Origin of the sequence: Citrobacter sp. FP75, from assembly GCF_018342065.1 — a bacterium.
In the GTDB taxonomy this organism is placed as follows: domain Bacteria; phylum Pseudomonadota; class Gammaproteobacteria; order Enterobacterales; family Enterobacteriaceae; genus Citrobacter.
This window is the reverse complement of the sequence record NZ_JAFDOE010000002.1, coordinates 36283-62642: the sequence shown is the minus strand read 5'-3', so window position 1 is coordinate 62642 and position 26360 is coordinate 36283. Positions and strand designations below refer to the sequence as shown.

Here is a 26360-nt window from a genome sequence, read left to right as displayed (position 1 = left end):
CCTTACTGACGAGTTTGCGCTTTCCGGGTCTGCTCTTCATTCACCGCACACGGGCTGCTACTGCAGTTGAACACCATCGGCAGGCGCGCGCCGTAGTCGTCCACATAGGTCAGCACCGGCGAGGAGCCGAGGTCGCCCGCCTTCACCGCCATGCTCTGGCTGCTGCCCGGTGCGATCACCAGCGGCGCGAATCCGGTCGCGGTTTTGCCGTTCGCCTTGCTCGCGGCGTCGCTGATAATCACGTAGTAAGGCGTCGGGTTATTCACCTGCCAGCCGTCGCCCTGGCGGGCCAGCGTGACCTTATATTGCCAGGGGTGCTGGGCGTCCACTTTCGCTATGGCCGCCGGGCGGTAAAACAGCTTGATGCGCGTCTGCAGGGCAATCTGCAGCGTATTGGGTTTATCGCTTTTTGGCGGGATCTCGCGCACGTTGTAGTAAAAGAGCGTTTCTTTATCCTGTGGCAGGGCGCTTAATGCCGGCATGCCCTGAATTTTAACCTGCCCGGTCGCCTGCGTTTCGATTCGCTGAACGGGCGGAATAGCCATCAGCGGCGAGGTGATTTTGTTGCCCTTACCATCTTCAACCCACGACTGGGCAAGATAGGGTAATTTATCGCTGGAGTTCTTTAAGTCGACACTGATCGATTTATCATCGCCTTTAAATACCAGGCGGGTACGGTCGGGGGCCACTGCCGCCTGAACGTTCAGTGTCGACAGCGCAAACCCGCCAGTCAACAATGCAGACAACAGCCGGTAGTGAAGATTTCCATTCATAGAGACATCCATTTTTAATCAGTTAATTGGGAGCGAGCAGAGATCGCCTCAGGTGCCGACGAGGGCTGTAACCGGCTCTGCTGCTGTAACATTGGTCGAATCTCCGGCGCGGGTTCTGGTACAGGCAGAGCCCCGGCACCCTGACACGGCAGCAACAAACCGCTGTACAAATCATCCGGCAGAGGTGCAGGTAGCATCACTTCACACTGTTGCAGTCCATCCCAACTCACCTGCATCCGTTCGCCAGCGTTGACACCGATCAGGTAGACACTGCCGTCGCTGTCCACAATCCCGACCTGCTGCTGGTGCTCATTTTTCACCTCGGCGCCAAATGGCGGGTATTCGCCATTGCGCAACCGGATAACCGCCATCGCTTTTTCACCGCTGACCACTTCCAGATGACGATAGCCGATGGCCCCTTCCGTCAGCGTCGCCTGAGCAACGGAATTAATGGCTTCAGCATTTTCCGGCAGTTTTGTGACGTCGATTTTCACCTGGTTACGGTAATAGTCGTTGACGTCGGTCAGCACCGCTTTACCAAAGATGTTGGTATACACCGGCGTGCCGTAGCCGCCGACCGGCACATCCGCCTGCTGATCCACATCAACCAGCAGTCGCGTGCCGCCCGTAACGCCGGTACGGTGCAGCGCCCCGCCTCTGGCGGTCAGCGTCGCGCCGCCGCGCAGCGACAGCCCGCCGGACGTGTACTCACCTTCCTGATAGTTCAGGCTGGCATCCACGTCGGTGAAGCTGGCCTGGTGCCGGTAGTAACCATCCAGCGTGGCGCCGTTGTTGCCTTTCCCGGCGTTAATCTGGTAGTTGTTGTTATCGTCCAGCCGCTCGTAGTAGCCCACCTGATTGGTATTGTTGTCACCGCTATAAGAACCGTTATAGCTTAAGGTCCGGTCGGAGCCCCACGGCACGGTCAGCGAGACAAAAACCCCATCGTCCGCCTCATCATCATATTCATTGCGGTAGCCATTAATGGATACGCTGAGGTTCCGTATTTCCCCCACGGAAAAGAAATGAGATAGCGTCAGGTTATAGCTGTCCTGACTGGGGCGGTTCCAGTAGGTACGATGGGTAAAGTTGACGTAGGCATTCACATTGAGGTCGCTGAAAGTCTGGCTATACGTCAGGGTATACATTTCTTTGTCATGACCTGCACGGATACGATCGCCATCACTGCTGTTCGCATCCAGATATTCATCCATAGTCATGTAGTTCTGTTCCGAGAAGCGGTAGCCTGCGAAGGTCAGACGGCTGTCCAGGTCATCGAAATCTTTTGCATAGCTGGCGCGAAACGAGTTGCCCTGAAGAGTGCCGTCGCCGTAGTCGCTGCCGTCCGGTACGCGGGCCCGGGAGTGGGTAATATCAAATGAGAGTGCGCCCAATACCGCCATATCGTGTCCGATGCCGAGCGCCAGCGCCTGGTAATCCTGTTCGCCAATCCCGCCGCCGTACAACGACCAGCCATTGGTGATACCCCACGAGAGCTCAGCCGTAGAAAAGAGCGACCCTTCAACACGGTGATCCCAGTCCTGGGGACGACCAATGGCGACTTTGTAGCGCAACTGGCCCGGACGGGTTAAGTAAGGGAGCGAGGCCGTACTGACATCATATTCCTGAACCTGGCCGTTCTGCTCTTCAATGCGCACATGCAGATCGCCGGACACGGTTTCGTTAATGTCCTGAATGCGAAACGGACCGGCTGGCACCTGAGATTCATAGATCACTCGCCCCTGCTGAGTCACCGTGACTTTCGCATTGGTGCGCGCAACACCGGATATATCCGGCGCATAGCCCCGCAAATTAGGCGGCAGCATTTGATCGTCGGTGATAAGGCTGCCACCAACATAATTAAAGCTGTCAAAAATATCGGAAACCAGCGCATCTTCGCCAATCTTCATTTGCGCCCCCAGCGAGGGAATCGCACGATAGGCATAGTAGCGGCTCCAGTCCCAGCTGCGCTGAGTCTGCGGCGATGAAAAACTGTCGTCATCATCACTATCGTCCGCCTCTTCATGACGATAACTGGCCTGCCAGTCGGCGCGTAACCGCCATGGCCCAATATTCGCCCCCAGCGTACCGTTGCCGCTGACATCGTACCGATCGTCAGAGTCATGCTCCGGATGTTGCCACTGGCTGTTCACGCTGTAGTCAAATAACAGCCCGGGGATCCCTTCATCCCAGCGGGACGGCGGGTCCCACTCTTTATCCGTATATTCAAGCCACGCTTGTGGAATAACGACAGTGAGCGTCGATTTTCCTAAATCGGTTTGTAACGCCATCCCCTCCAGCTGATTTGGCTCGAGGCAGGATCCCGACTGCATCCAACGCAAATGTTCAAAAACTTCAGGTTTCAGGCCAAATAATGACACCAGTTCCGGCGTCAGGCAGGGAAGGCTTTCATCCGGAACGTTTTCGGATGCCGCATAGGTAATGACGCTTTCCTGGCTAATGATCGTCTGGTTGACCATCACCTGCAGCGTATAATTCCCGGGCATGACATAACCTTTACGGGAGAAACGGCCAAGGTCAACTTTTGCCCCGTCTTTAACATCCAGGAATTGCGTATTAAATTGGATCGCCTGTTCTGCAAAACTATTTTCAATACCGCCGGATAACACCATCCCAAAAATAACGGTCAGGGTATTCAGACGAAAAGAAGGATATTTACGCATTAAACAAACCATCCTTGATAAGGGAATTACGTCGTACCGCTGTAAGAGAAAATAATCCGGCGACAGGAAAGCGTTCTTGCGAATGCCGGATTAAATAAATAACGCCCCGGTGGCATCATGCCGGGGGCGTACTGTGATTACAGATAGCTAATTGCGAAATTTACAACGCTGCTGAATTCACCGGTATCGATAGTAGATGCAGCGGAATCGCCCTGAACCCAGGCTTTGAAGTTCAGCGTCTGGTTAGCCAGCGCCACGCCACTGCCGTCCAGGGTCATTGCCTGTGTAGATTCAGCGCCTAGTGCAATACGGCTGCCTTTATCATCGCCAATCACGATGCTGGAGCCTGCCATTTCGCCTTTAGTGCTAATCAGCGCAATGTTGCCGGCATTATTGGTGGATTCATTGCCAGTAGCGGAGAATACGGTAGACATATTCTTCTCAGTGGTAAAGGCGCAGTTTTCCAGGTTGATGTTGAAATCAACCATAGAAGAACTCTTACCGCCGAGCAGAGAACCGGTACCGATGTGGCCCAGGTTAACGGTCTGATGCTCGTCACCCACAACGATTGAACACGGGGAATCTTCAATAGTACCGGTGAAAGTCACGGTACCGGTGTTGGTTCCAGCATTAGCAAAAGAAGCAAAGCCCATGACCAGCGCAGCAGAAACCGCTGTTTTAACTACAGTTTTCATTTTTCATCCTTAAAAACATTATATGTTGTGGCGTAATTTCGAACATCAGCACGAAATAAACCCACTATTGCCAGAAGATAAAATTCGCCATTAATAATTGATGATTAAATATTAATTCAGGGTATTGCCCTTGAATTCCAAAAATAACATCACTATTATCGGCTCGATAATATTATTTTGGCGGGCTGCAGTATTTCCTTCTAATGTTACTATGTAAATCATTTTTAACTTACATATGCTTTAAGCATCTCTAATAACATTAGATGGACTTATTTTATAGAGCATTTTAAAGACAAATGACGGAACAGTCATCAGCATAATACATAGAAAGATATCATAAAATAGCACAAGCGGATTAAAAACCAGAGAAATATACAAATAACAAATATAATGAACTTATCTAAATGTATATTTAAAGACCACATAAAACCCACCTACTATATTAATTACGTTGGAGTGTAATAGCATTCATTACCTAAAAAGGAGATTGTCTTTAACTAAAAACGTTAACTCTCTCTAACCGCACGTGTTATATAACATTTTTGCCTATTTATATAATCACATCATCAGCAAAACAAATAACAAAGAATAAAAAACAAGCTTTTATTCATGTCGATAATTTAAAGCAAGAAATTATACAAACAATAAATAAATCAAAACAATAATATCGGTAAAACCTAATATATACACTGGGTCTTTTACCTCAGGTAATATTACCCTATCAAAATAAAACCGAAGACAAATAAGCAATGCAATTCTTTATAATTCAGGATAAAACACCAAAAAAGTAAGACGATCATACGGGAGAGCCGATAAGGCACTGATGCCATCTCCGCGAAGTTAGGTATTTAACAGATTCGCGCATATCTGAACCACGACCTTTTCACTCTATCCAGGCACACTCACCACACAGCCAGGCTCGTGTAAGTTACTTCACATGAACACCTTTTTTGTGAAACCACTAAAAACATCATTCAAATGAATTAAAAAGAACAAAAAATCATACGTAAACGTTTGCCTTATGCCTAAAACTGTATATTATGCGGCGGATTTTTTGGGCAAAACTCATGGAGGCGTTATGTCGCAGGACAACAATTATAGCCAGGGCCCCGTCCCTCTGGCGGCGCGGAAAGGCGTGATTCCACTAACGTTTGTCATGTTGGGGCTCACCTTTTTTTCCGCCAGTATGTGGACCGGAGGCACGCTCGGTACCGGTCTTTCCTACAATGATTTCTTCCTGGCAGTTCTCTTCGGTAATCTTCTCCTCGGTATATACACTGCATTTCTCGGTTTCATCGGCGCAAAAACGGGGCTCTCAACCCACCTTCTGGCGCGTTACTCATTTGGTGTGAAAGGTTCATGGCTTCCCTCACTGCTCCTGGGCGGTACGCAGGTAGGCTGGTTTGGCGTGGGTGTGGCCATGTTTGCTATCCCGGTGGGCAAAGCGACGGGAATTGACGTCAATATCCTGATTGCAGTTTCCGGTCTGTTGATGACCCTGACCATCTTTTTTGGCATCTCGGCACTGACCGTTTTATCTATCATCGCCGTACCCGCCATCGTCGTTCTTGGCAGCTACTCCGTCTGGCTGGCGGTGAGCGATGTCGGCGGGTTAGACCATTTAAAAGCGATAGTGCCGCAGACGCCGCTGAATTTCTCTACCGCCCTGGCGCTGGTGGTCGGCTCGTTTATCAGTGCAGGAACGTTAACCGCCGACTTCGTTCGCTTTGGTCGCAACGCCAAAGGCGCGGTACTGATTGCCATGGTGGCGTTTTTCCTTGGCAACTCGCTGATGTTTATCTTCGGCGCGGCGGGTGCCGCCGCTGTCGGACAGGCCGATATCTCTGACGTGATGATTGCCCAGGGACTGCTGCTGCCCGCGATTGTGGTGCTTGGCCTGAACATCTGGACCACCAACGACAATGCGCTGTACGCCTCAGGTTTGGGATTTGCCAATATCACCGGCCTTTCCAGTCGCACGCTGTCAGTAGCTAACGGTATTATCGGTACACTGTGCGCGCTGTGGCTTTACAATAACTTTGTTGGCTGGCTGACCTTTCTGTCGGCAGCAATTCCCCCCATTGGCGGGGTGATCATCGCTGATTATCTGTTGAATCATCGCCGCTATACCGATTTCAGCAAAGCACGCTTTATGTCGGTCAACTGGATAGCTATCCTATCCGTCGCGCTGGGTATTGCCGCCGGTCACTATATTCCCGGTATTGTGCCCGTCAACGCCGTACTCGGCGGCGTATTCAGCTATATCCTGCTGAATCCACTTTTCAATCGCAGCTTTGCTAAATCTCCGGAGATCAGCCATGCAGAATAATAACATCACCCTTCGTCAGGCGCGTTTGCAAGGGCGCGAAGGATTATGGCAACTCACGATTGAAAACGGGCGCTTCAGCCGGATTGAGCCTCAGGACGCAGCAACGTTACCGCAAGGTGAAGTGCTTGATGCCGAAGGTGGCCTGGCTATCCCACCGTTCGTTGAGCCACATATCCATCTGGACACCACGCAAACCGCGGGGGAGCCGAGCTGGAATCAGTCTGGTACGTTATTCGAGGGTATCGAGCGCTGGGCCGAACGTAAGGCAATGCTCACGCACGAAGACGTAAAATCTCGCGCCATGCAGACACTGAAGTGGCAGATGGCCAACGGCATCCAGTATGTCCGTACGCATGTTGATGTTTCCGATCCGACGCTAACGGCGCTGAAAGCCATGCTGGAGGTGAAGCAAGAAGTCGCGCCGTGGGTAGAGCTGCAAATTGTCGCCTTCCCGCAAGAGGGCATTCTTTCTTATCCCAACGGTGAGGCGCTATTAGAAGAAGCCGTGCGTTTGGGTGCCGACGTCATTGGCGCGATCCCCCACTTTGAATTTACGCGTGAATATGGCGTTGAGTCGCTGCACAAAATTTTCGCCCTGGCACAAAAATACAACAGACTTATCGACGTGCACTGCGACGAAATTGATGATGAGCAATCACGCTTTGTTGAAACCGTCGCGGCGCTGGCGCACCGCGACGGGATGGGAGAACGCGTGACAGCCAGCCATACTACGGCAATGCACTCCTATAACGGCGCGTATGCTTCCCGCCTTTTCCGCCTGTTGAAAATGTCCGGTATTAACTTCGTCGCCAATCCACTGGTGAATATTCATCTGCAAGGCCGCTTTGATACGTATCCTAAACGTCGCGGCGTAACGCGCGTCAAAGAGATGCTGGAAGCGGAGATCAACGTCTGCTTTGGCCATGATGACGTATTCGATCCGTGGTATCCGCTGGGCACCGCCAATATGTTGCAAGTGCTGCATATGGGATTACACGTGTGCCAGTTGATGGGATACGGGCAGATTAATGATGGCCTGAACCTGGTCACCACCCACAGCGCGAAAACCCTGCACCTGCAGGATTACGGTCTGAGCGTGGGGAACGCCGGGAACCTGGTGATTTTAGCGGCAGAAAATGGGTTTGACGCGGTTCGTCGCCAGACGCCTGCCCGTTATTCCATTCGTCACGGACGGGTCATTGCCGAGACGGTGCCAAGCCAGACCACGCTGCATCTGGCGCAGCCGGAAGCGGTGACGTTTAAGCGATAAAAGGTAAAACCTGTGTCGGATGGCGCTTACCTTGCCATCCGACACGGTCTGTCAGCCGTGTAATAAGCTGGCGCGCACCTTAATCACCGCTTTTTTGATTTCCAGCGGGTCCTCTACCACACAACCTGGTTTATGCGGCTCGCCCGGCATAAAAATCGCGAATCTCCCCGGCTTCAGTACGATAGCCTGCTCATCGGCAATTTGACTGCACAGCTGATAATCATCCTCAACATGCATCTCTTCACACTGACGAGCAGAATCGCTCATGCCGAACAGAATGCGTTCTTCACCTGCTATCAGTACCTGAATATCAATATACTGCTGATGCAACTCCGCTTTTTTCTCCTGCGGCGGTTGCGTGGCGAACTGCATCACGTTCATAAACAGATCGTCGCCTTGCAGTTCATAGCGACCCGGCGCTTTATTCTGAATATCTGTCGCCAGCGCAAGGGTTAGCGCATCGAGCAAAACGGGCGGTAATCCCGCGGAAGATAGCGACTGTAGCTCGCCCATAATCATGATAACTCTCCTTGTGCTAACAGCGCCGCGCCCAGTAATCCGGCATCATGCCGGTAATGTGCCGCGCTCAGTTGGACGTGATACACCGAGGGTTCCTGCGCCAGAAACATGCGAACCAGAGCCAGATAACCTTCCGCCAGCCCGACGCTGCCACCCATCACCACGCGCTGGCAGTCGGTCGTTGCTTTGACATCGGCTATCAGTCGCGCCAGCACCTGTGCTGAATGTGTAATCAGCCGCATAGCCTGCTCGTGCCCCTGAGCCGCACGCGTAAACAGCGTTTTGGCATCGCAGCCAACAAGCTCGCCCTGTGCGGCGGCAGCAATCCCGCGACCGGACGCGATAGCCTCCACACACCCGGTACGACCGCAGCCGCAGACCGGTCCATTTGGATCCGCCAGCGTATGCCCTAAGTGCCCAGCCAGACCGCCTGGCCCGGTGAGTAACTTGCCGTTGCTGACCACGCCGCCGCCGACACCTGTCGACACGGTGATAAACACCATATCGCTTATCTCATCCGTCATCGCGTGGTATTCCGCCCAGGCCGCCGCCTGCGCATCATTAACCGCCATGGTCGGCAAACCGGTCAGCTCTTTTAAGGTTTGTACCAGCGGGAAGTGCATGAGCCCGCCAAGATTAAGTGGATTAATCGCCAGCAGTGTACCCTCGCGGATAATACCGGTGGAGGCAATCGCGACGTGGTCTGCCTGCGCTTGCAGTGGCTCAATGAGCGCCTGTAACGCGGCTCGCAGCACATCCGGCGTTTTGCTGGCGGGCGTGGACAGCTCACAGCGGTCACGAACATGCAAATCGCTATCTACCAGTGCAGCGGCCAATTTGGTGCCGCCAATATCAATCGCCAACGTGGTCATGACACAGCCTTCTGCATTGCAGTAATAATCTTTTTATCCCGTTGCTCAAGTAACAACATCGTTCTTCCCTTACGGTAATTGCCCGGTTTAATACCGGGCAACAGGATTAACTTTTTGATTTCACCAGCGCGTTTTTATCGCCACCAAACGGCACGGCCCCGCTAAACGGTTTACCATCGATAGCATCATGGGTGCGCAGCGCTTCCGGACGCAGCCAGCGCTGTACGCGGGACGGCATATCAAGACCAATCAGCAGGATCACCACAAAAGTCAGGCTAAACGACAGCGATCCCAGCGCCGTACCCAGATCCAGACGCTGCGCAATGAGTGCCCCAATGATCGGCGCCAGCGCCCCACCCAGAGCACCCACGTTGTAGGTGAAGCCCAGGCCCGCCGCACGCTGGTCGGTATCGAAATAGCCGCCGATCAGTTTCGGTAAGATCCCCGAGATCCCCTGCCCGAGCATTTGCTGGAAAAACAGCAGTAAACCCAGCACCCAAACGTTTGAGCCGCCAATCGCAAACACCGGAATAATCAGCAGCTGCGAGGCCAACAGGCTGCAGACATAGGCTTTGCGCGTGCCCAGCCAGTCACCCAGAAAACCACCGACGCAGCAGCCTACCGCCGCACCAAAGCCGCTAAAGAACAGGACATTTGCAACCGTGTGCGGATCGTAGGCCAGTTCAGTTTTCAGATAGGTTGGCAACAGCGCCTGAATCGGCCACGAGTAAAGGAAGGCGAACAGAACGACCACCATCAGCATCACGCCCGTCGGCCAACGTTTACCGCTGCTTTGCACCATAAAACTAATGAAGATAAACGCGCAGGCCAGCCCGAGGAGCGCCACGATAGCCGCGTTTTGCAAGTTGCCAGCAAAACAGAACCACAGCGCAGTTGCGGCAGCGAGCGTCATCAGAATATTGATAACCCGATGTTCGCCCCGATAGAGAATATCCACCATCGTGCGCACCGGCGCTTTGCCTTCGTGTTTTTCTTTCCAGTCTTCGGCTTCCGGAATATTTTTTCGCAGCCAGAGGGCGAAGATAATCGGCACAATGCCGATGAAAAACAACGCTCGCCATCCCCATACCGGCACGACCAGGCTATAGACCTGAGCGGCGATCACTGCGCCCACAGAGAAGCCCGAAATCAGAAAGCCGCTGGCTTTGTTACGTAGTTGCTTAGGCCAGCTTTCAATGACATAGGTGGCGCTGGAGCCGTATTCACCTGCCATTCCCATACCGATAACCAGGCGAGCGATAAACATGGTGGTGTAGCCCGGCGCAAAACCGCAGGCCAGCGTCCCGACAGAGAACAAAATAATGCTGGTGACCATCGCCAGACGACGCCCGTAGCGATCGCCCATCGCCCCCAGCATCAGCCCACCAAACCAGCGAGAAATAAAAGCGGCTGAAATCAGGCTGGCAGCCTGCACCGTCGTCAGTCCGAATTCACCTTGTACTTCCGTCAGCACAAGGGCAATTAACACAAAATCAAAACCATCCAGCAAATATCCCAGCCAGGCGGCGGAGAACGCACGCCATTGTGCCCGAGTGAGATGGCGGTACCACGGAATGCTCTGGGTAGAAGTACTCATTTTACTCTCCCGACGATTTTCATTGTTGTGCCGGAAAGCGGTTGTGCTTTATCCGGCCTACGGTCTACAGATGTAGGCCGGGCAAGCGAAGCGTCCCCGGCTATCCGCGGTTACGCCTTTTCCGCCAGCAGTTGGTTAGCCAGTGCTTTCAGTTCTGGCAGATATTTTTCGTCGACAGGTGCAAACGGCTTACGGCACAGCGGGACGGAAACCACGTCCATATAGTGCAGAACCGTTTTCAGCCCACGGAACACGCCAACTTTAATCAGCAGATCGATAACCTTATTGCACTCGGTTTGCAGCTTTTGTGCAGTCCCGATGTCGCCTTCTTTGAGCGCTTTCACAATTCCCTGATAACGCCAGCCCATGATGTTGTAGGTACTGCCGATGCCGCCGTCTGCACCCGCCAGCAGGCCAGACGCGAAAATTTCGTCATAACCGTTGTACAGCACTAAATCCGGATGGGCGCGACGGATCTGCTCCATCTGATAGAGATCGCCAGAGGTCTGCTTCAGTGCGCCAACGCCCGGCAGCGTCACCAGCGTGTTGATCTGATCCAGCGTCAGTTTTACGCCGCTCAGCGCCGGAATGTTATAGACCACCATCGGCAAACCCTCAGCGGAATCAATAATTGCACGGTAGTGATCGCAGTGCTCTTCAAAGCTGAACGGATAGTAAAACGGCGTGACGGCGGAGACGGCATCAAAGCCGTAGCGGTGGGCAGCACCCGCCAGCTGTTGGCTTTCTTCGGTGCTTACCGTGCCCACATGCGCGATGAGCGTGACTTTGCCCTTCGCTTCTTCCGCCACAATTTCCAGCACCTGCTCTCTTTCAGCCCGGTTCTGGACAAACGCTTCACCCGTTGAGCCACCGACGTACAGCCCATCAACGCCCTGCCCAATGTTGAAACGCACCAGACGACGCAGACTCTCGATGTCCAGTCGCTGTTGGTTGTCGAATGGGGTTAACAACGCTGGCATTACGCCTTTTAAATCTCTTGCCATAACTACCTCTGTCGATGATTAGTGTTATCTGACTGCATACCTTTATACCTGTTATACCAGATCAAATAAGCAGCAATACAATACAGAACGCTTATAGTGCGATCTGCTTCACTAAACGATCGTCAGGATCGCGATCACTTACGCAATTTTTTGTTTTTACCGAGGGCGTGCCAGGTAGCGGATACGCTGTTGAGATGTTCTTGTAATGCGCGGTCAGCTTCATCAGGATCATGCTGACGAATAGCCTCAACAATAGCAATATGCTGCTGATAACTCACACTATTGTGTTCGTATAATTCCCGGTCTGGGACGGTCGGACGTGCGGCAATCAGCCAGTCCAGCAGCGCGACGTGGATCGCCATAAAGATCGGGTTGCCGGGGATTTCCGCCAGCACACGGTGAAAATCAACATCCGAACGAATGAACAGCGTGTTGTCATCCAGCGACTGGCTGTTGATCTCCAGCGCCCTGGCCAGCCTGTCAATTTGCTCATCAGTGGCATGCTCGGCAGCGTAACGCACCAGGCTTGATTCAAAGAACAATCGCAATTGCTCGAAGTGGGCGATACCGCCGGGATGCGAGAGAAAATCTTTCGCCATCCCCGACAGTTCACCGATGATGGTGTCCGCAGACGGACGCGAGACGCGGGCGCGCTCGCCATTGTTGATTTGTACCAGACCTTTACGTTTTAACGCCGCCAGAGCTTCTCGTACAGAAGGACGGCCAACGTTAAAGAAGGCCATCAATTCCCGCTCTGACGGCAACTGTTCACCCTCGCCAAATTCCCGGCGACGAATCATCTGCTCCAGTTCTTCTTCAACCATTTCAGACAGTTTTTTACGCGCCAGCGGACGGTTACGTAAACTACGGCCAATGGTGGATGGAGAGTCTTCAGCTTGCGAATCAAATGCGTTCATAGGGTCCATTCAGCTAAGTCGTGGTGAAAAACAACAGCGGGTTCATCGTAACACAGGATCGAAAGCAGGGTGAAATGGAGGTCAATCTGGCAGGCCGACTTATTGATAATATATGAAATACAAATATCTTTTTATTCACAAATGATCTGATGAATTTTAATTAACGGACATTACGCCGCGTTTATGCAATATGCGAACATGATCGTGAAAAATTATCATAAGCCACTATTTTAAAAGAAAAAATAATTTTTATACGATTTTAAAAACACGATACTCACTCCATAAAAAACGTTAAAAAAAATATAACATCCGCTTTTATAACAACGTTATTACCGGATTTATCTTCTTTCCTGGCATGGAGTGAAAAAATGTTCGGCATTATTCTTTCTGTCATCGTTTTATTAACGATGGGTTATCTGATCCTCAAAAACTACAAACCTCAGGTGGTACTGGCGGCGGCAGGGATCTTCTTAATGATCTGTGGCGTCTGGTTGGGGTACGGTGCGCTAGTCGCACCTGAGAAAAGCAGCGGCTATCTGCTGGTCGATATTTATAACGAAATTCTACGTATGCTCTCAAGCCGCGCCGCAGGGTTGGGATTGTCGATCATGGCCGTCGGTGGCTATGCCCGCTATATGGACAGGATGGGGGCCAGCCGGGCAATGGTGAGCCTGCTGAGCCGCCCGCTAAAGCGTATCCGCTCACCGTATATCGTGCTTGCCGCCACCTACGTGATCGGTCAGATCATGGCGCAGTTCATTACCAGCGCCTCCGGGCTAGGTATGCTGCTAATGGTCACCCTCTTCCCGACGCTGGTCAGCCTTGGCGTAAGCCGTTTGTCTGCAGTCGCCGTCATCGCCACGTCAATGTCGATTGAATGGGGCATTCTGGAAACCAACTCGATTTTTGCCGCGCAGGTGGCAGGAATGAAAATCGCCACCTACTTCTTCCACTACCAACTACCCGTGGCCTCGTGTGTGATTATCGCCGTCGCTATTGCGCACTTTTTTGTACAGCGCCAGTTTGATAAAAAAGCGGCACCGGAAAACACCGCCTTTGCCGAACAAAAAGTGCTGGAAGATGTTCCGCCGCTCTATTACGCCATTTTACCGGTGATGCCACTGATCCTGATGCTGGGTTCGCTGTTTCTTGCACACAGGGGATTAATGAAAGCAGAGCTGAATCTGGTGGTGGTGATGCTGATGAGCATGACAGTCACTATGCTTGTCGAATTCTTCCGTAAGCACAATCTGCGCGAAACCATGGATGATGTGCAGGCGTTTTTCGACGGGATGGGTACGCAGTTTGCCAACGTAGTCACGCTGGTAGTCGCCGGTGAGATCTTTGCCAAAGGCTTAACCACCATCGGCACCGTTGATGCGGTAATTAAGGGCGCGGAGCATTCCGGGCTTGGCGGCATCGGCGTGATGATCATCATGGCGGTAGTTATTGCAGCCTGCGCAATTGTGATGGGCTCCGGTAATGCGCCGTTTATGTCGTTCGCCAGTCTGATCCCGGATATCGCCGCGGGACTGCATATTCCGGCGGTGGTAATGATTATGCCAATGCACTTTGCTACCACGCTGGCCCGCGCAGTTTCACCGATCACCGCAGTCATTGTAGTGACCTCAGGCATTGCTGGCGTGTCGCCTTTTGAGGTGGTTAAACGCACGGCGATCCCAATGGCGATAGGCTTTGTGGTGAATATGATAGCCACGATCGTGCTGTTTTATTGATACCTGCCGCAGAAAGCAAAACAGGCCCGAAAGGGCCTGTTTGATTTTACTTCACTACGCGTAGCGCTGGACGCCCACCACGTGGAGGTGGCGGCGTGTCATCCGGGTCGTTGTCATCACCGTGATCGGGCTTATCGCCATCAATGACGGACATAACCGTTTCGCTTTCAAAGCCGGATGCGTCGTTGTCGTCATCATTTAAGCTGGCGACATCTTCGTCGTAGGCGGCTTCAGGTTCGAACATCGTACCTGCACCGTTTTCACGGGCATAGATGGCCAGAACAGCAGCCAGCGGCACGGAAACCTGACGTGGAATACCGCCAAAGCGCGCGTTAAAACGCACTTCGTCGTTAGCCAGCTCCAGGTTACCCACTGCGCGCGGAGCAATATTCAGAACAATTTGTCCGTCACGCGCATATTCCATAGGAACCTGCACGTCCGGAAGCGTCACATCCACCACCAGGTGCGGCGTGAGCTGGTTGTCTAACAACCACTCATAGAATGCGCGCAGCAAATACGGACGGCGCGGTGATAACTGTGGCAAATCCATACAGATTAACCCCGGCCCAGACGCATTTCACGTTCAGGCTCAGTCAAAGAAGCCAGGAAAGAGTCACGTTCAAAAACGCGGGTCATATAGCCTTTCAGCTCTTTCGAGCCTGCACCGCTGAATTCAATACCCAGCTGTGGTAAACGCCACAGCAGCGGTGCCAGATAGCAGTCTACCAGGCTGAACTCATCGCTCAGGAAATACGGTTTCTGACCAAACACTGGCGCAATCGCCAGCAGCTCTTCGCGCAGTCGCTTGCGAGCGACGTCAGCTTCAGAAGCAGAACCGTTTACGATGACGTTCATCAGCGTATACCAGTCTTTTTCAATACGCTGCATGTACAGGCGGCTCTCACCACGCGCAACCGGGTAAACCGGCATCAGCGGCGGATGCGGGAAACGCTCATCCAGGTATTCCATAATGATGCGAGATTCCCATAGGGTCAGCTCACGATCCACCAGTGTCGGTACGCTCTGATTCGGGTTGAGGTCGATCAGATCCTGAGGTGGATTGTCTTTCTCCACATGCTCAATCTCGAAACTAACACCTTTCTCCGCCAGTACAATGCGGACCTGATGGCTATAGATGTCAGTAGGACCAGAAAACAGCGTCATTACCGAACGTTTGTTGGCAGCGACAGCCATGAAAACCTCCAGGTATATTCAGAATTTTACTGCTACCAGCCACCAGGTGGCCAGCCAGAAGTGATGTCACCCAGATTCGGAAAAGCCATTGCTGTTCAAAATACAAACAAAAAATGAACAATACCGGACATTTGGGCAGAAAATTGGATGATAGTTTACCAGATTTTGTGACCTTTGTGGTGAGTCGATTCTGGAAATGGGAAAAAAGAGGTGGCAATCAGCAGATTACCGTGCTTATTCGCGGGTAACAATTCATAAAAAAACCCGCCGAGGCGGGTTTTTTCGCAAATTGCAATCTGCCGAAGCAGAAACCAATTAACGCTTGGAGAACTGCGGACGACGACGTGCTTTACGCAGGCCGACTTTCTTACGTTCAACTTCACGAGCATCACGAGTAACGAAGCCTGCTTTACGCAGTTCGCCACGCAGTGACTCGTCATATTCCATCAGAGCGCGGGTGATACCGTGACGGATCGCACCAGCTTGACCAGAAATACCACCACCTTTAACGGTGATGTACAGGTCCAGTTTACCAATCATATCGACCAGTTCCAGCGGCTGACGAACTACCATGCGGGCAGTTTCACGACCGAAGTACTGTTCCAGAGAACGTTGATTGATAACGATTTTACCACTGCCCGGTTTGATGAAAACGCGAGCTGCGGAACTTTTGCGGCGACCAGTGCCGTAGTATTGATTTTCAGCCATTGCCTATAATCCCGATTAGATGTCAAGAACTTGCGGTTGCTGTGCCGCGTGGTTGTGCTCATTGCCCGCGTAAACTTTCAGTTTACGGTACATTGCACGACCCAGCGGGCCTTTTGGCAGCATGCCTTTAACCGCGATTTCAATCACACGCTCAGGATGGCGAGCAATCATCTCTTCAAAGGTCGCTTCTTTAAGACCACCGACGTAGCCAGTGTGACGATAGTACACTTTGTCAGTACGCTTGTTGCCGGTTACAGCAACTTTATCAGCGTTCAGAACGATGATGTAATCACCGGTATCTACGTGCGGAGTGTATTCCGCTTTGTGCTTACCGCGCAGGCGCAGAGCCAGTTCGGAAGCCAGACGGCCCAGAGTTTTACCGGTCGCGTCAACAACATACCAGTCGCGTTTTACGGTTTCTGGTTTAGCTGTAAAAGTTTTCATTAAAAGCTTACCCAAATAAATTAGTTACACGTTGGTGAACACCCAAACGTTTTGTCAGTTGAGGTTCACACGACATTGTCCAGCAAACCTACCCCTTCGAATAGCCTATGCCGGCACATAGAAAGTTTTGGGAAAAAAACTCTCTCGTAACGTGGGGTCGCAAGATTATAGAGAAGTCAGGGTCAAAGATCGACCCCTTTATGTGATTTGCGGCGGGTTTAACCTGCTAAATGTTCGCGCTTCAGATACTCTTCACTTTGCATCTCCTGCAAACGCGACAAACAGCGCTGGAATTCAAACTTCAGCCGCTCTCCCTGGTAGATCTCATATAAAGGAGAAGCCGCGCTCACCACCAGCTTGACGTGACGTTCATAAAACTCATCCACCAGCGCGATAAAGCGCCGTGCTTCACTCTCCATCAACGACGTCATCACCGGAACATCCGACAGCAGAACCGTGTGAAACAGGCGCGACAGCGCAATATAGTCGTGCTGGCTGCGGGCATCGACGCACAGAGTGGTGAACGAAACCGCCAGCGTTTGATTTTCGACGGCCAGCGTCTGCATCGGGCGATGATTTATCTCAAGCGTCGGCGCATGCTCACTTTTGGTTCCCGCTAACGCTAGCCACAGTTTATCCATCTGCTGCTCGGTTTCATCATTCAGCGGCGATAACCATAAATGCGCCTGGGTTAACGTACGCAGACGGTAATCAACCCCGGCATCTACATTCATGATGTCGCAATACTGTTTAATCGCCTCAATCGCAGGAAGAAAACGAGCACGTTGCAAACCGTTGCGGTACAGCTCATCAGGCGGAATATTAGATGTCGCCACCAGCGTAATGCCTCGGGCGAACAGTGCTTTCATTAAGCCGCCGAGCAACATGGCATCGGTGATATCCGAGACAAAAAACTCATCGAAACACAGCACGTCGGTTTCTGCCTTAAAGCGGTCAGCAATCACCTCCAGCGGGTCGCTTTGCCCTTGCAGGGCGGTCAACTCTTCATGTACGCGCAGCATAAAACGGTGGAAGTGCAAACGCTGTTTACGCGTGCCTGGCAGGCTATGATAGAAAAGGTCCATCAGCCAGGTTTTCCCACGCCCCACGCCGCCCCACATATACAGACCGCGCACCGGCGTGTTTTCTGTCGGTTCACGCTTACCCAATAATTTTCCAAAGCGGGCCATCAGACCACTTTCCTGCGGTGCAGGACGTGCTGGAGCCGTGAGTTCCTGGAAAATCGTTTCCAGTCGATTCACCGCTTCTTGTTGTACGTTGTCGGGTTGATGACTGCCGTCGTTGAGGGCCTGCAGGTAACGCGATGTCGGGGAAAGACTTTGCATGATGTTATTGTTATTCCTTGAGAATCGATGTGCCGTCGCTCACGGTTGACGAAAAAAAGGCCGTTCTACACTACGCGATATAAAGTCGGGATTCCACTTCTACGGGATTAGCGGTTATAGTGGCATAATCAGGCGCAGGCATGGAGCCTAAAGCCAACACCCTACGGAAACACAAGACAACGGGAGATGTTCATGACCTGGGAATATGCGCTAATTGGGTTAGTCGTCGGTATCATTATTGGTGCCGTAGCCATGCGTTTTGGTAATAGTAAATTACGCCAACAGCAGGCATTGCAGTACGAACTGGAAAAAAACAAAGCTGAACTGGAAGAGTACCGTGAAGAGCTAGTAAGCCACTTTGCCCGCAGCGCAGAGCTACTGGATAACATGGCTGACGACTATCGTCAGATCTACCAGCATATGGCGAAGAGCTCCAGCAACCTGCTGCCGGGTATGTCGCCGGAATCCAACCCGTTCCGTAATCGTCTGGCTGAGTCCGAAGCCGGCAACGATCAGGCGCCGGTTCAGATGCCACGTGACTATTCCGAAGGGGCCTCTGGCCTGCTGCGTAGTGGCGCAAAGCGCGACTAACTGCACATCGTTAAGAAATTTATCGGGCGCAGCAATTGCGCCCTCCGCTTCTCTTCCCGTCCCAGCTATTATTTAGTCGTTAGCCGCATTGTGACCAAACCGAAAATTCAATAACATCAAACTGTTTTGAATCATCTTCCGTTTACTCAAGGTACGAGAGCAGGAACAATGAAAAAACAAACCCAGCTGTTGAGTGCATTAGCGTTAAGTGTCGGGTTAACTCTCTTGGCGCCGTTTCAGGCCATTGCGTCGATACCCGGCCAGGTTCCCGGTCAGGCAGCACTCCCCAGCCTCGCGCCAATGCTGGAGAAAGTGTTACCTGCGGTCGTGAGCGTAAGGGTCGAAGGCACCGCATCTCAGGGGCAGAAAGTCCCGGAAGAATTCAAAAAGTTTTTTGGCGATGAGCTGCCCGATCAGCCGTCACAACCTTTTGAAGGTCTGGGATCAGGGGTCATCATCGACGCCGCAAAAGGCTACGTACTGACCAATAACCACGTCATTAATCAGGCACAAAAGATCGGTATTCAGCTCAATGACGGTCGCGAGTTTGACGCCAAGCTTATTGGTAGCGACGATCAGAGCGATATCGCCCTGCTGCAAATTCAACACCCCAGCAACCTGACACAAATAGCCATTGCCGATTCCGATAAACTCCGCGTAGGTGATTTCGCGGTAGCCGTCGGCAACCCGTTCGGGCTGGGGCAAACGGCGACCTCCGGCATCGTATCGGCATTGGGTCGCAGCGGTCTGAATCTGGAAGGCCTGGAAAACTTTATTCAGACCGACGCGTCCATTAACCGGGGTAACTCCGGCGGCGCGCTGCTTAACCTTAATGGTGAACTGATCGGTATTAATACCGCCATTCTGGCGCCGGGCGGCGGCAGCATCGGCATTGGTTTTGCCATTCCCAGCAACATGGCGCGCACGTTGGCACAGCAGTTGATGCAGTTTGGTGAAATCAAACGTGGCCTGCTGGGTATTAAAGGGACGGAAATGACCGCCGACATCGCCAAAGCGTTCAAGCTGGATGTGCAGCGCGGCGCGTTTGTCAGCGAAGTTCTACCGAACTCAGGCTCCGCGAAGGCGGGCGTGAAATCCGGTGACGTCATTACCAGTCTCAACGGCAAGCCGCTCAACAGTTTCGCCGAGCTACGTTCGCGCATTGCGACAACCGAACCAGGTACCAAAGTCAAACTGGGTCTGCTGCGAAACGGTAAGCCGCTGGAAGTAGAAGTCACGCTGGATACCAGCACGTCGTCGTCCGCCAGCGCAGAAATGATTGCACCGGCGTTACAGGGGGCAACGCTTAGCGACGGTCAGTTAAAAGATGGCACGAAAGGCATTAAGATTGAAAGCGTAGAAAAAAGCAGTCCTGCCGCGCAGGCCGGTCTGCACAAAGATGACGTTATCATCAGCGTAAACCGCGATCGTGTGAACTCTATTGCCGAAATGCGCAAGGTGCTGGAAGCGAAACCGTCAATCATTGCTTTGCAGGTGGTACGCGGTAACGAGAATATTTATCTGCTCCTGCGTTAAGCGGGTATTCCGGACATCAGCCTGCCGTGTGATGTCCGGTAAACTCGTGATATGCTGCTGCCGTTCCCCTTTTTTAATGACGCCGCTATCATGTTTGTGAAGCTTTTACGTTCGGTCGCGATTGGTTTAATCGTCGGCGCCATTCTGCTGGCCGCGATGCCCTCTCTGCGCAAAATTAATACACTTACAGCACCCCAGTTTGACAGTGCTGATGAAACGCCTGCCAGCTATAACCCGGCAGTTCGCCGTGCAGCACCCGCCGTTGTTAACGTATATAACCGCAGTATGAACAGCACGACGCATAATCAGCTGGAGATCCGCACGCTCGGCTCGGGCGTTATCATGGATCAGCGCGGCTATATCATTACCAACAAACACGTTATTAATGATGCCGACCAAATCATCGTCGCATTGCAGGACGGTCGCGTATTTGAAGCGTTGCTCGTGGGTTCCGATACTTTAACCGACCTTGCGGTGCTGAAAATCAACGCGTCTGGTGGGCTGCCAACGATCCCTATCAACAACAAGCGGATACCGCACATTGGCGACGTCGTTCTTGCTATCGGTAACCCGTACAACCTTGGACAAACCATTACCCAAGGGATCATCAGCGCCACCGGTCGTATTGGTCTGAACCCAACGGGGCGGCAAAACTTTCTGCAAACGGATGCCTCCATCAACCACGGCAACTCCGGCGGTGCGCTGGTCAACTCGCTGGGTGAATTGATGGGCATTAACACTTTGTCGTTTGATAAGAGCAACGATGGTGAAACGCCGGAAGGGATCGGCTTTGCGATTCCTTTCCAGTTGGCGACCAAGATTATGGATAAGCTGATTCGTGATGGGCGCGTCATTCGTGGGTTCATCGGCATTAGCGGTCGTGAAATAGCGCCACTGCACGCACAGGGTGGTGGGATGGATCAAATTCAGGGGATTGTGGTTAACGAAGTGTCCCCGGATGGCCCGGCTGCTCAGGCAGGCATTCAGGTCAACGACCTGATTATCTCGGTCAATAATAAACCGGCTGTCTCTGCGCTGGAAACCATGGACCAGGTGGCAGAAATTCGCCCAGGTTCGGTTATCTCCGTGGTCGTGATGCGTGATGATAAACAGTTAACGTTGCAGGTAACCATTCAGGAATACCCGGCGACGAACTAATGTCGTGAACTTGACGCACAAAAAACCGGAGAGTTTATTCATTCTCCGGTTTTTTATATCAGGCCTACGCGAGAGTGTTATTTAACGAACTCTTCGCCAAGCGTGATATCTTTTTTCAGCGTGTCCAGCATACCTTCCAACGAGCTTTGTTCAAACGCGCTCAGTTTACCGATGGACTGGCGTTCTTCTACACCGTTTTTGCCGAGCAGCAATGGCTGAGAGAAGAAGCGAGCGTACTGGCCGTCACCTTCAACGTACGCACATTCCACCACACCTTTTTCGCCGTTCAGTGCACGAACCAGAGACAGACCGAAACGTGCTGCAGCCTGACCCATAGACAGGGTTGCAGAACCGCCACCGGCTTTAGCTTCCACAACTTCAGTACCCGCGTTCTGGATACGTTTGGTCAGTTCAGCGGCTTCTTGCTCGGTGAAACTTACGCCAGGGATCTGTGACAGCAGTGGCAGAATGGTCACGCCAGAGTGCCCACCGATAACCGGAACTTCAACGTCGGTCGGCTGCTTGCCTTTCAGTTCCGCTACAAAGGTGTTGGAGCGGATGATGTCCAGCGTGGTCACGCCAAACAGTTTGTTCTTGTCGTAAACGCCTGCTTTTTTCAGCACTTCTGCAGCGATTGCAACGGTCGTGTTCACCGGGTTAGTGATGATACCGATACACGCTTTCGGGCAGGTGGTAGCAACCTGTTGAACCAGGTTCTTCACGATACCCGCGTTGACGTTAAACAGGTCGGAACGGTCCATACCCGGTTTACGCGCGACGCCTGCAGAGATCAGCACCACGTCAGCACCTTCCAGTGCCGGGGTCGCATCTTCGCCGCTGAAGCCTTTGATTTTCACAGCAGTAGGGATATGGCTCAAATCAACGGCCACACCAGGCGTTACTGGAGCGATGTCGTACAGGGAGAGTTCTGAACCTGAAGGCAGTTGGGTTTTTAACAGTAATGCTAGCGCCTGACCGATTCCACCAGCAGCGCCGAGGACTGCAACTTTCATCCTAAACTCCTTATTATATTGATAAGCAAAGTGTCTATTGCTCCGCGGCGGCGACCATAATTCACAAATTCAATGAATACAACAACCACGCGTCAAGAATGCGTAGTCACGCAAATTTGGCTTTTATGCATTTAATTTACGTAAAATAAAACCTAAGTTACGTAATTCAAAACGATCCGCACAGTAGAGCAACTTTCCAACAGATGCTGACAATATACCTTACTGCCCTCTCAAAACAACATCAATTTGATAACAATTGATTTACTTTTAAGCTTATTTGCGCACCGTGACATAGGCATGTTTCTTGATAACGAAATTTGATAAAATTCCGCTCTTTCATAACATTATTTCAGCCTTGAACGAGGCAGACTGTTTGCATAAAAATTCATCTGTATGCACAATAATGTTGTTTCTACCGCCATATTACGGGTGACTTATGCGAAGCTCGGCTAAACAAGAAGAATTAGTAAAGGCGTTTAAAGCGCTACTCAAAGAAGAGAAATTCAGTTCTCAAGGCGAAATCGTCCTCGCATTGCAGGATCAGGGCTTTGATAATATCAATCAGTCCAAGGTTTCACGCATGCTGACCAAGTTTGGCGCCGTGCGTACCCGCAATGCAAAAATGGAAATGGTGTACTGCCTTCCGGCGGAGTTGGGCGTACCGACGACCTCCAGTCCGCTGAAAAATTTAGTGCTGGATATCGACTACAACGATGCCGTGGTGGTCATTCATACCAGTCCTGGCGCCGCACAGCTAATAGCACGTCTGCTGGACTCATTGGGTAAAGCAGAAGGTATCCTCGGCACCATCGCGGGCGACGATACCATCTTCACCACCCCGGCTATGGGTTTTTCAGTAAAAGATCTGTACGAAGCCATTCTGGAACTGTTCGAACAAGAGCTGTGATCCCCTTCCCCGCCGCACTGTGTGGCGGGGGAAAACCTTCCTTACTGACCTCCAAGCTCTATTTTCCACTGCCTGTAATTTAACAAATAGTGCGTTTCACTGCTTTTAACCATTCACGCAGTGAATACAAAACATAATAAACGCACAAATTGCGAAATTATTTATCTTTATGAATTTACTGCATTTTTTTAATAATCAAATCTCAGCAATGCCTTTTTAATTCCACTTAGTTATTAAAACCACAGTTCTTAACGCCTAATCACGGAAGAAATCATTAGCGTGGTATTAATTTATCGCGTGATTAGTGTATACTTGATTTTGTGATGAGGGTCACGAAACAAAGACCCCAATAAAAAATTCGACGAGGTATATATCATGAAAATCAAAACAACTGTTGCAACCTTAAGCCTGCTCTCCGTTCTCTCTTTTGGCGCCAGCGCGGCGGTCAATCAGGTGAACACACAAGAAGCACAGAATCTACAATCCATGGGTACCATCTCTGTCTCTCAGATTGGTAGCTCGCCGATGGATATGCGTCAGGCAATCGTCGCTAAAGCTGAAAAAGCAGGCGCTACCAGCTACCGCGTGACCGAACTCCGTGAAGGCGCTCACTGGCACGCGACGGCTGAACTGTACAAATAAACCCTCGTCGTCTGGTCCGAGACGACTTGCCCCCGCCTGTCGGGGGCTTTTTTATGTCTTACATTGAGTAGCGGACGTTAAAGCGCAATTGTCCTTCCAGCTCCTCTTCTGCTTCATCAAACAGCAAAATCAGCGCGCCGTAGCGTCGACGTTGTTTGTCCGGTAAATGGACAAACTCAATCTCCAGCGGCAGGGGTAAGACTTCCCCCATCACCACCTCCCAGAGTGAATCGAGATCGCTTACCTTCTCCCGAGCCAGGCCAAATGTCCGCGTAAACTCGCGGTAGAAATCACCCTGATCTTCAATCTCATCAAAATCAAATGTATAGATGTTCATCTATAGCTACCATCCCGATGCCAGTCACTCTGCAGACTACCTGTATGCAGGGATCTCCCGCACGTCAGGTAAGTATAGCCATAAAAAAACCGACGCTTCTGACGTCGGTTTTTAGTGCTTAGCTACTGGTCAGCGCATGCTGATATTTATGTAGCATGCCGGTGAGTCGTTTCACCGGTTCCGTCACCTGAGGAGGCGCTTGCCAGAGGTTTAACTTCTCCTGATAGATATCAAGTTCCTCCAGCAGTTGACTAAAGTAGCGTCGGCGTTTGTCGTCGTTTCCTGCAGAGATCACGTGATCTGCGGTGCGTCGTAGCTGGCGGTGAAAGGCGGATAAATCCTCGTTTACCGGCACCGGCGCATCGCGCAGACGCTGGTGCGCGATGATCATCGTCAGCGCCAGACGAAACTTCGCCAGGTCACCAGGGAATTTGTTCATCAGCAAAAACAGCTGCTGATAGAGCGCCGGAAGGTGGTTTTCTTTACGACGCACCACATTGGTGGTCATAGCGGAAACCGCCGCCGACACAAACTGATTGAGCAGCACGCGACCGGTTCTGTCGCGCGAGTTATCTCTCACCACCACGATCACGAGAAACGCCAGCACACAGCCAACAATCTGCCCAAGCGCGCTGTCGAGGAACTGGCTAAAGTGGAAGGTCATCGGGTTATCCAGCACAATGATATTAATAGTGCTTGCCAGTGCCCCCATCGACCCCAGACGTCGCTTCTGGACTTCGATGCCCAGAAAGAACCCCAGCACCGCCAGACTCAGGCACAGTAACAGCATGCTTTGCTGCGTATTGGGGATAATCACCAAAAAATAGAGCGCACCCAGCGGTAACGCCGCCAGCGTGCCGTAGATAAAGTCGATTGCCACCATACGCGGGTTGGGTAAGCGCATCGCCAGTGAGGTCACCACCGCAATCATCACCATTGCGCCGCTACCCGACGTCCAGCCGGTCCACAGCCAGAACAAAGTCCCCAGCACGCAGGATAACGTCGTGCGCCAGAAGTTGACCATCGCATGATGGCGCTCGGCGGATTCCACTTTCACCACCGGCTCGCCCTGCAGGATCTCTTCTTCTGTAGCGCTAATTTTTGTGTTGCTGACAACGCCGCGTTTCAACAGCAGGTAGCGCGTTGCCGCACCGGCCCAGGTATAAATCGTGACCGGCGTTTCACGCTCGCCGGTCCAGACCATTACCCGGCGCATACGCTTCAGTTGTTTATGGACATCCTGCACGGTTTCAACCGGCGTATCGAACAGCTCACGGAAGGTATCCGTAATCAGTTCCGGTCGCGTGTTCTGGATAAGATAGGTTTCGCAGGACTGGGTAATCAGCGTGAATGACAGCGTATTCAGTGCCTTAAGCCTGCGGTTGGCGCGCACCCAGCGGGAGGACTCCATGTTCAGATTGCTGCGCATGTCCTCCAGTGCCGCCGTTCGACGAACTAAATCGCCCCAGGCTTTATCCACTTCCTCGCTGTCGCCATGCTTAATACACAACTGCATGAGCCGATACTGCGCCACCAGAAGGCTGTCCAGCTCGACGTCAATTTCCTGTTTCACCGAGCGGGGCGAAAAGAGCAGATCCGCCACAATGGCGCAGACAATGCCAATCACGATCTCGCTACAGCGTTCGAGGGCAAATTGTGGTGTCAGCAGGGGCTCCGCCTGGATAGTAATGACGATAATCAGCGCCGTATAGCCCGAAAGTCCCCAGGCATAGGAGTTCTCGATCTTCACCAGCGAAGAGATCCAGGTGCAAAAACCGGCCCAGATACAGCACACCAGGATCATCAGCAACGGCGCGCGGATCATGCTGATGATAATCACCAGTGCCGCAATGCAGCCGATAAACGTCCCGATAATACGCAGCATCCCGCGATAGCGGATCGCACCAGAATACGGTTCTCCACCCGCCGCAAAAGCGGGGCCTGCAGCCACAATCGCCGCAGTCAGTACCGCCCAGCGCGGGGTCTCAAGCTGAAAATGAAAGCCAACGAACAGCGCCAGCACAATGGCGCATGCCAGTTTTAACGCAAAGCGGATATGCTGATTGGCAATGGAAAAAATGCCCATCG

The 26360-nt window shown here is 52.0% G+C and carries 24 protein-coding genes; 8 read left to right on the top strand and 16 right to left on the bottom strand.

What is annotated here, in order from left to right:
- Positions 1-2: 2 nt before the first annotated feature.
- From JQ822_RS07920 to stfA, 3 genes are all read right to left on the bottom strand, one after another.
- Positions 3-773, bottom strand: a complete 771-nt coding sequence (locus JQ822_RS07920) for a fimbria/pilus periplasmic chaperone (RefSeq protein ID WP_213133030.1) — start codon at positions 771-773, stop codon at positions 3-5.
- 14 nt (positions 774-787) lie between these two features.
- Entirely contained in the window at positions 788-3457 is a 2670-nt protein-coding gene (locus tag JQ822_RS07915) for an outer membrane usher protein (RefSeq protein ID WP_213133029.1), read from the bottom strand.
- A 137-nt stretch (positions 3458-3594) separates the two neighbouring features.
- A complete protein-coding gene (gene stfA / locus JQ822_RS07910) occupies positions 3595-4152 on the bottom strand; it encodes a fimbrial major subunit StfA (protein WP_213133028.1) in 558 nt (185 codons plus the stop codon).
- Between the two features lie 1078 nt (positions 4153-5230).
- Between stfA and codB the strand changes: the two genes are divergently transcribed.
- On the top strand, positions 5231-6481 hold the full coding sequence (gene codB / locus JQ822_RS07905; protein WP_213133027.1) for a cytosine permease: 1251 nt from the start codon (positions 5231-5233) through the stop codon (positions 6479-6481).
- Complete coding sequence (locus JQ822_RS07900) at positions 6471-7751, top strand: cytosine deaminase (protein ID WP_213133026.1); 1281 nt, start codon at positions 6471-6473, stop codon at positions 7749-7751. Before codB ends, JQ822_RS07900 begins: the two co-directional genes overlap by 11 nt.
- A gap of 51 nt (positions 7752-7802) precedes the next feature.
- On the opposite strand, the gene nanQ is transcribed toward JQ822_RS07900, so the two are convergent.
- The 5 genes from nanQ to nanR all read right to left on the bottom strand — a co-directional run bounded on the left by nanQ (position 7803) and on the right by nanR (position 12669).
- Positions 7803-8270: an N-acetylneuraminate anomerase gene (gene nanQ / locus JQ822_RS07895; protein WP_213133025.1), complete on the bottom strand. Its 468-nt coding sequence runs from the start codon at positions 8268-8270 to the stop codon at positions 7803-7805.
- Positions 8267-9142 (bottom strand): N-acetylmannosamine kinase, encoded by an 876-nt coding sequence (gene nanK, locus JQ822_RS07890; RefSeq protein WP_213133024.1) that lies wholly within the window; start codon positions 9140-9142, stop codon positions 8267-8269. Before nanK ends, nanQ begins: the two co-directional genes overlap by 4 nt.
- Positions 9143-9248: 106 nt before the next feature.
- Positions 9249-10739 (bottom strand): sialic acid transporter NanT, encoded by a 1491-nt coding sequence (nanT, locus tag JQ822_RS07885; RefSeq protein WP_213133023.1) that lies wholly within the window; start codon positions 10737-10739, stop codon positions 9249-9251.
- 110 nt (positions 10740-10849) lie between these two features.
- On the bottom strand, positions 10850-11743 hold the full coding sequence (nanA, locus tag JQ822_RS07880) for an N-acetylneuraminate lyase (protein WP_213133022.1): 894 nt from the start codon (positions 11741-11743) through the stop codon (positions 10850-10852).
- A gap of 134 nt (positions 11744-11877) precedes the next feature.
- Complete coding sequence (gene nanR / locus JQ822_RS07875; protein WP_213133021.1) at positions 11878-12669, bottom strand: transcriptional regulator NanR; 792 nt, start codon at positions 12667-12669, stop codon at positions 11878-11880.
- A 359-nt stretch (positions 12670-13028) separates the two neighbouring features.
- On the opposite strand from nanR, the gene dcuC reads away from it, so the two are divergent.
- Positions 13029-14396: an anaerobic C4-dicarboxylate transporter DcuC gene (gene dcuC / locus JQ822_RS07870; RefSeq protein WP_213133020.1), complete on the top strand. Its 1368-nt coding sequence runs from the start codon at positions 13029-13031 to the stop codon at positions 14394-14396.
- A gap of 46 nt (positions 14397-14442) precedes the next feature.
- Here dcuC and sspB read toward each other — a convergent pair whose 3' ends face one another.
- The 5 genes from sspB to zapE all read right to left on the bottom strand — a co-directional run bounded on the left by sspB (position 14443) and on the right by zapE (position 18088).
- Entirely contained in the window at positions 14443-14946 is a 504-nt protein-coding gene (gene sspB, locus JQ822_RS07865) for a ClpXP protease specificity-enhancing factor (RefSeq protein WP_181618017.1), read from the bottom strand.
- Between the two features lie 5 nt (positions 14947-14951).
- Positions 14952-15590, bottom strand: coding sequence for a stringent starvation protein SspA (sspA, locus tag JQ822_RS07860; RefSeq protein ID WP_135324142.1), 639 nt, complete (start codon positions 15588-15590; stop codon positions 14952-14954).
- A 315-nt stretch (positions 15591-15905) separates the two neighbouring features.
- On the bottom strand, positions 15906-16298 hold the full coding sequence (gene rpsI / locus JQ822_RS07855; protein WP_062774136.1) for a 30S ribosomal protein S9: 393 nt from the start codon (positions 16296-16298) through the stop codon (positions 15906-15908).
- Between the two features lie 15 nt (positions 16299-16313).
- Positions 16314-16742 (bottom strand): 50S ribosomal protein L13, encoded by a 429-nt coding sequence (rplM, locus tag JQ822_RS07850; RefSeq protein WP_052284015.1) that lies wholly within the window; start codon positions 16740-16742, stop codon positions 16314-16316.
- A gap of 218 nt (positions 16743-16960) precedes the next feature.
- Positions 16961-18088 (bottom strand): cell division protein ZapE, encoded by a 1128-nt coding sequence (gene zapE / locus JQ822_RS07845; protein WP_213133019.1) that lies wholly within the window; start codon positions 18086-18088, stop codon positions 16961-16963.
- A 192-nt stretch (positions 18089-18280) separates the two neighbouring features.
- On the opposite strand from zapE, the gene zapG reads away from it, so the two are divergent.
- The 3 genes from zapG (at position 18281) to degS (ending at position 21373) form a co-directional block, all read left to right on the top strand.
- The gene (gene zapG, locus JQ822_RS07840) at positions 18281-18679 is read left to right on the top strand and encodes a Z-ring associated protein ZapG (RefSeq protein ID WP_135324140.1); all 399 of its coding nucleotides are present in this window, start codon (positions 18281-18283) and stop codon (positions 18677-18679) included.
- 168 nt (positions 18680-18847) lie between these two features.
- Positions 18848-20215 carry a serine endoprotease DegQ gene (degQ, locus tag JQ822_RS07835; RefSeq protein ID WP_213133018.1) on the top strand — a complete coding sequence of 456 codons (1368 nt, stop codon included), beginning with the start codon at positions 18848-18850 and terminating at the stop codon, positions 20213-20215.
- A gap of 90 nt (positions 20216-20305) precedes the next feature.
- Positions 20306-21373, top strand: coding sequence for an outer membrane-stress sensor serine endopeptidase DegS (degS, locus tag JQ822_RS07830; protein WP_213133017.1), 1068 nt, complete (start codon positions 20306-20308; stop codon positions 21371-21373).
- Positions 21374-21450: 77 nt separating this feature from the next.
- Here degS and mdh read toward each other — a convergent pair whose 3' ends face one another.
- Entirely contained in the window at positions 21451-22386 is a 936-nt protein-coding gene (gene mdh / locus JQ822_RS07825) for a malate dehydrogenase (protein WP_115257361.1), read from the bottom strand.
- Positions 22387-22822: 436 nt separating this feature from the next.
- Between mdh and argR the strand changes: the two genes are divergently transcribed.
- On the top strand, positions 22823-23293 hold the full coding sequence (argR, locus tag JQ822_RS07820; protein WP_096755477.1) for a transcriptional regulator ArgR: 471 nt from the start codon (positions 22823-22825) through the stop codon (positions 23291-23293).
- A gap of 375 nt (positions 23294-23668) precedes the next feature.
- A complete protein-coding gene (yhcN, locus tag JQ822_RS07815) occupies positions 23669-23935 on the top strand; it encodes a peroxide/acid stress response protein YhcN (protein ID WP_213133016.1) in 267 nt (88 codons plus the stop codon).
- Between the two features lie 58 nt (positions 23936-23993).
- On the opposite strand, the gene JQ822_RS07810 is transcribed toward yhcN, so the two are convergent.
- Together JQ822_RS07810 and aaeB are read right to left on the bottom strand one after the other, a co-directional pair.
- Complete coding sequence (locus JQ822_RS07810; protein WP_213133015.1) at positions 23994-24272, bottom strand: barstar family protein; 279 nt, start codon at positions 24270-24272, stop codon at positions 23994-23996.
- A gap of 118 nt (positions 24273-24390) precedes the next feature.
- Entirely contained in the window at positions 24391-26358 is a 1968-nt protein-coding gene (gene aaeB / locus JQ822_RS07805; RefSeq protein WP_213133014.1) for a p-hydroxybenzoic acid efflux pump subunit AaeB, read from the bottom strand.
- Positions 26359-26360 lie beyond the last annotated feature (2 nt).

What these genes read in the sequence shown, in the direction of transcription:
- JQ822_RS07920 (WP_213133030.1), bottom strand. Translation starts at nt 773, where the DNA reads ATGAATGGAAATCTTCACTACCGGCTGTTGTCTGCATTGTTGACTGGC.
- JQ822_RS07915 (WP_213133029.1), bottom strand. Translation starts at nt 3,457, where the DNA reads ATGCGTAAATATCCTTCTTTTCGTCTGAATACCCTGACCGTTATTTTT.
- stfA (WP_213133028.1), bottom strand. Translation starts at nt 4,152, where the DNA reads ATGAAAACTGTAGTTAAAACAGCGGTTTCTGCTGCGCTGGTCATGGGC.
- codB (WP_213133027.1), top strand. Translation starts at nt 5,231, where the DNA reads ATGTCGCAGGACAACAATTATAGCCAGGGCCCCGTCCCTCTGGCGGCG.
- JQ822_RS07900 (WP_213133026.1), top strand. Translation starts at nt 6,471, where the DNA reads ATGCAGAATAATAACATCACCCTTCGTCAGGCGCGTTTGCAAGGGCGC.
- nanQ (WP_213133025.1), bottom strand. Translation starts at nt 8,270, where the DNA reads ATGATTATGGGCGAGCTACAGTCGCTATCTTCCGCGGGATTACCGCCC.
- nanK (WP_213133024.1), bottom strand. Translation starts at nt 9,142, where the DNA reads ATGACCACGTTGGCGATTGATATTGGCGGCACCAAATTGGCCGCTGCA.
- nanT (WP_213133023.1), bottom strand. Translation starts at nt 10,739, where the DNA reads ATGAGTACTTCTACCCAGAGCATTCCGTGGTACCGCCATCTCACTCGG.
- nanA (WP_213133022.1), bottom strand. Translation starts at nt 11,743, where the DNA reads ATGGCAAGAGATTTAAAAGGCGTAATGCCAGCGTTGTTAACCCCATTC.
- nanR (WP_213133021.1), bottom strand. Translation starts at nt 12,669, where the DNA reads ATGGACCCTATGAACGCATTTGATTCGCAAGCTGAAGACTCTCCATCC.
- dcuC (WP_213133020.1), top strand. Translation starts at nt 13,029, where the DNA reads ATGTTCGGCATTATTCTTTCTGTCATCGTTTTATTAACGATGGGTTAT.
- sspB (WP_181618017.1), bottom strand. Translation starts at nt 14,946, where the DNA reads ATGGATTTGCCACAGTTATCACCGCGCCGTCCGTATTTGCTGCGCGCA.
- sspA (WP_135324142.1), bottom strand. Translation starts at nt 15,590, where the DNA reads ATGGCTGTCGCTGCCAACAAACGTTCGGTAATGACGCTGTTTTCTGGT.
- rpsI (WP_062774136.1), bottom strand. Translation starts at nt 16,298, where the DNA reads ATGGCTGAAAATCAATACTACGGCACTGGTCGCCGCAAAAGTTCCGCA.
- rplM (WP_052284015.1), bottom strand. Translation starts at nt 16,742, where the DNA reads ATGAAAACTTTTACAGCTAAACCAGAAACCGTAAAACGCGACTGGTAT.
- zapE (WP_213133019.1), bottom strand. Translation starts at nt 18,088, where the DNA reads ATGCAAAGTCTTTCCCCGACATCGCGTTACCTGCAGGCCCTCAACGAC.
- zapG (WP_135324140.1), top strand. Translation starts at nt 18,281, where the DNA reads ATGACCTGGGAATATGCGCTAATTGGGTTAGTCGTCGGTATCATTATT.
- degQ (WP_213133018.1), top strand. Translation starts at nt 18,848, where the DNA reads ATGAAAAAACAAACCCAGCTGTTGAGTGCATTAGCGTTAAGTGTCGGG.
- degS (WP_213133017.1), top strand. Translation starts at nt 20,306, where the DNA reads ATGTTTGTGAAGCTTTTACGTTCGGTCGCGATTGGTTTAATCGTCGGC.
- mdh (WP_115257361.1), bottom strand. Translation starts at nt 22,386, where the DNA reads ATGAAAGTTGCAGTCCTCGGCGCTGCTGGTGGAATCGGTCAGGCGCTA.
- argR (WP_096755477.1), top strand. Translation starts at nt 22,823, where the DNA reads ATGCGAAGCTCGGCTAAACAAGAAGAATTAGTAAAGGCGTTTAAAGCG.
- yhcN (WP_213133016.1), top strand. Translation starts at nt 23,669, where the DNA reads ATGAAAATCAAAACAACTGTTGCAACCTTAAGCCTGCTCTCCGTTCTC.
- JQ822_RS07810 (WP_213133015.1), bottom strand. Translation starts at nt 24,272, where the DNA reads ATGAACATCTATACATTTGATTTTGATGAGATTGAAGATCAGGGTGAT.
- aaeB (WP_213133014.1), bottom strand. Translation starts at nt 26,358, where the DNA reads ATGGGCATTTTTTCCATTGCCAATCAGCATATCCGCTTTGCGTTAAAA.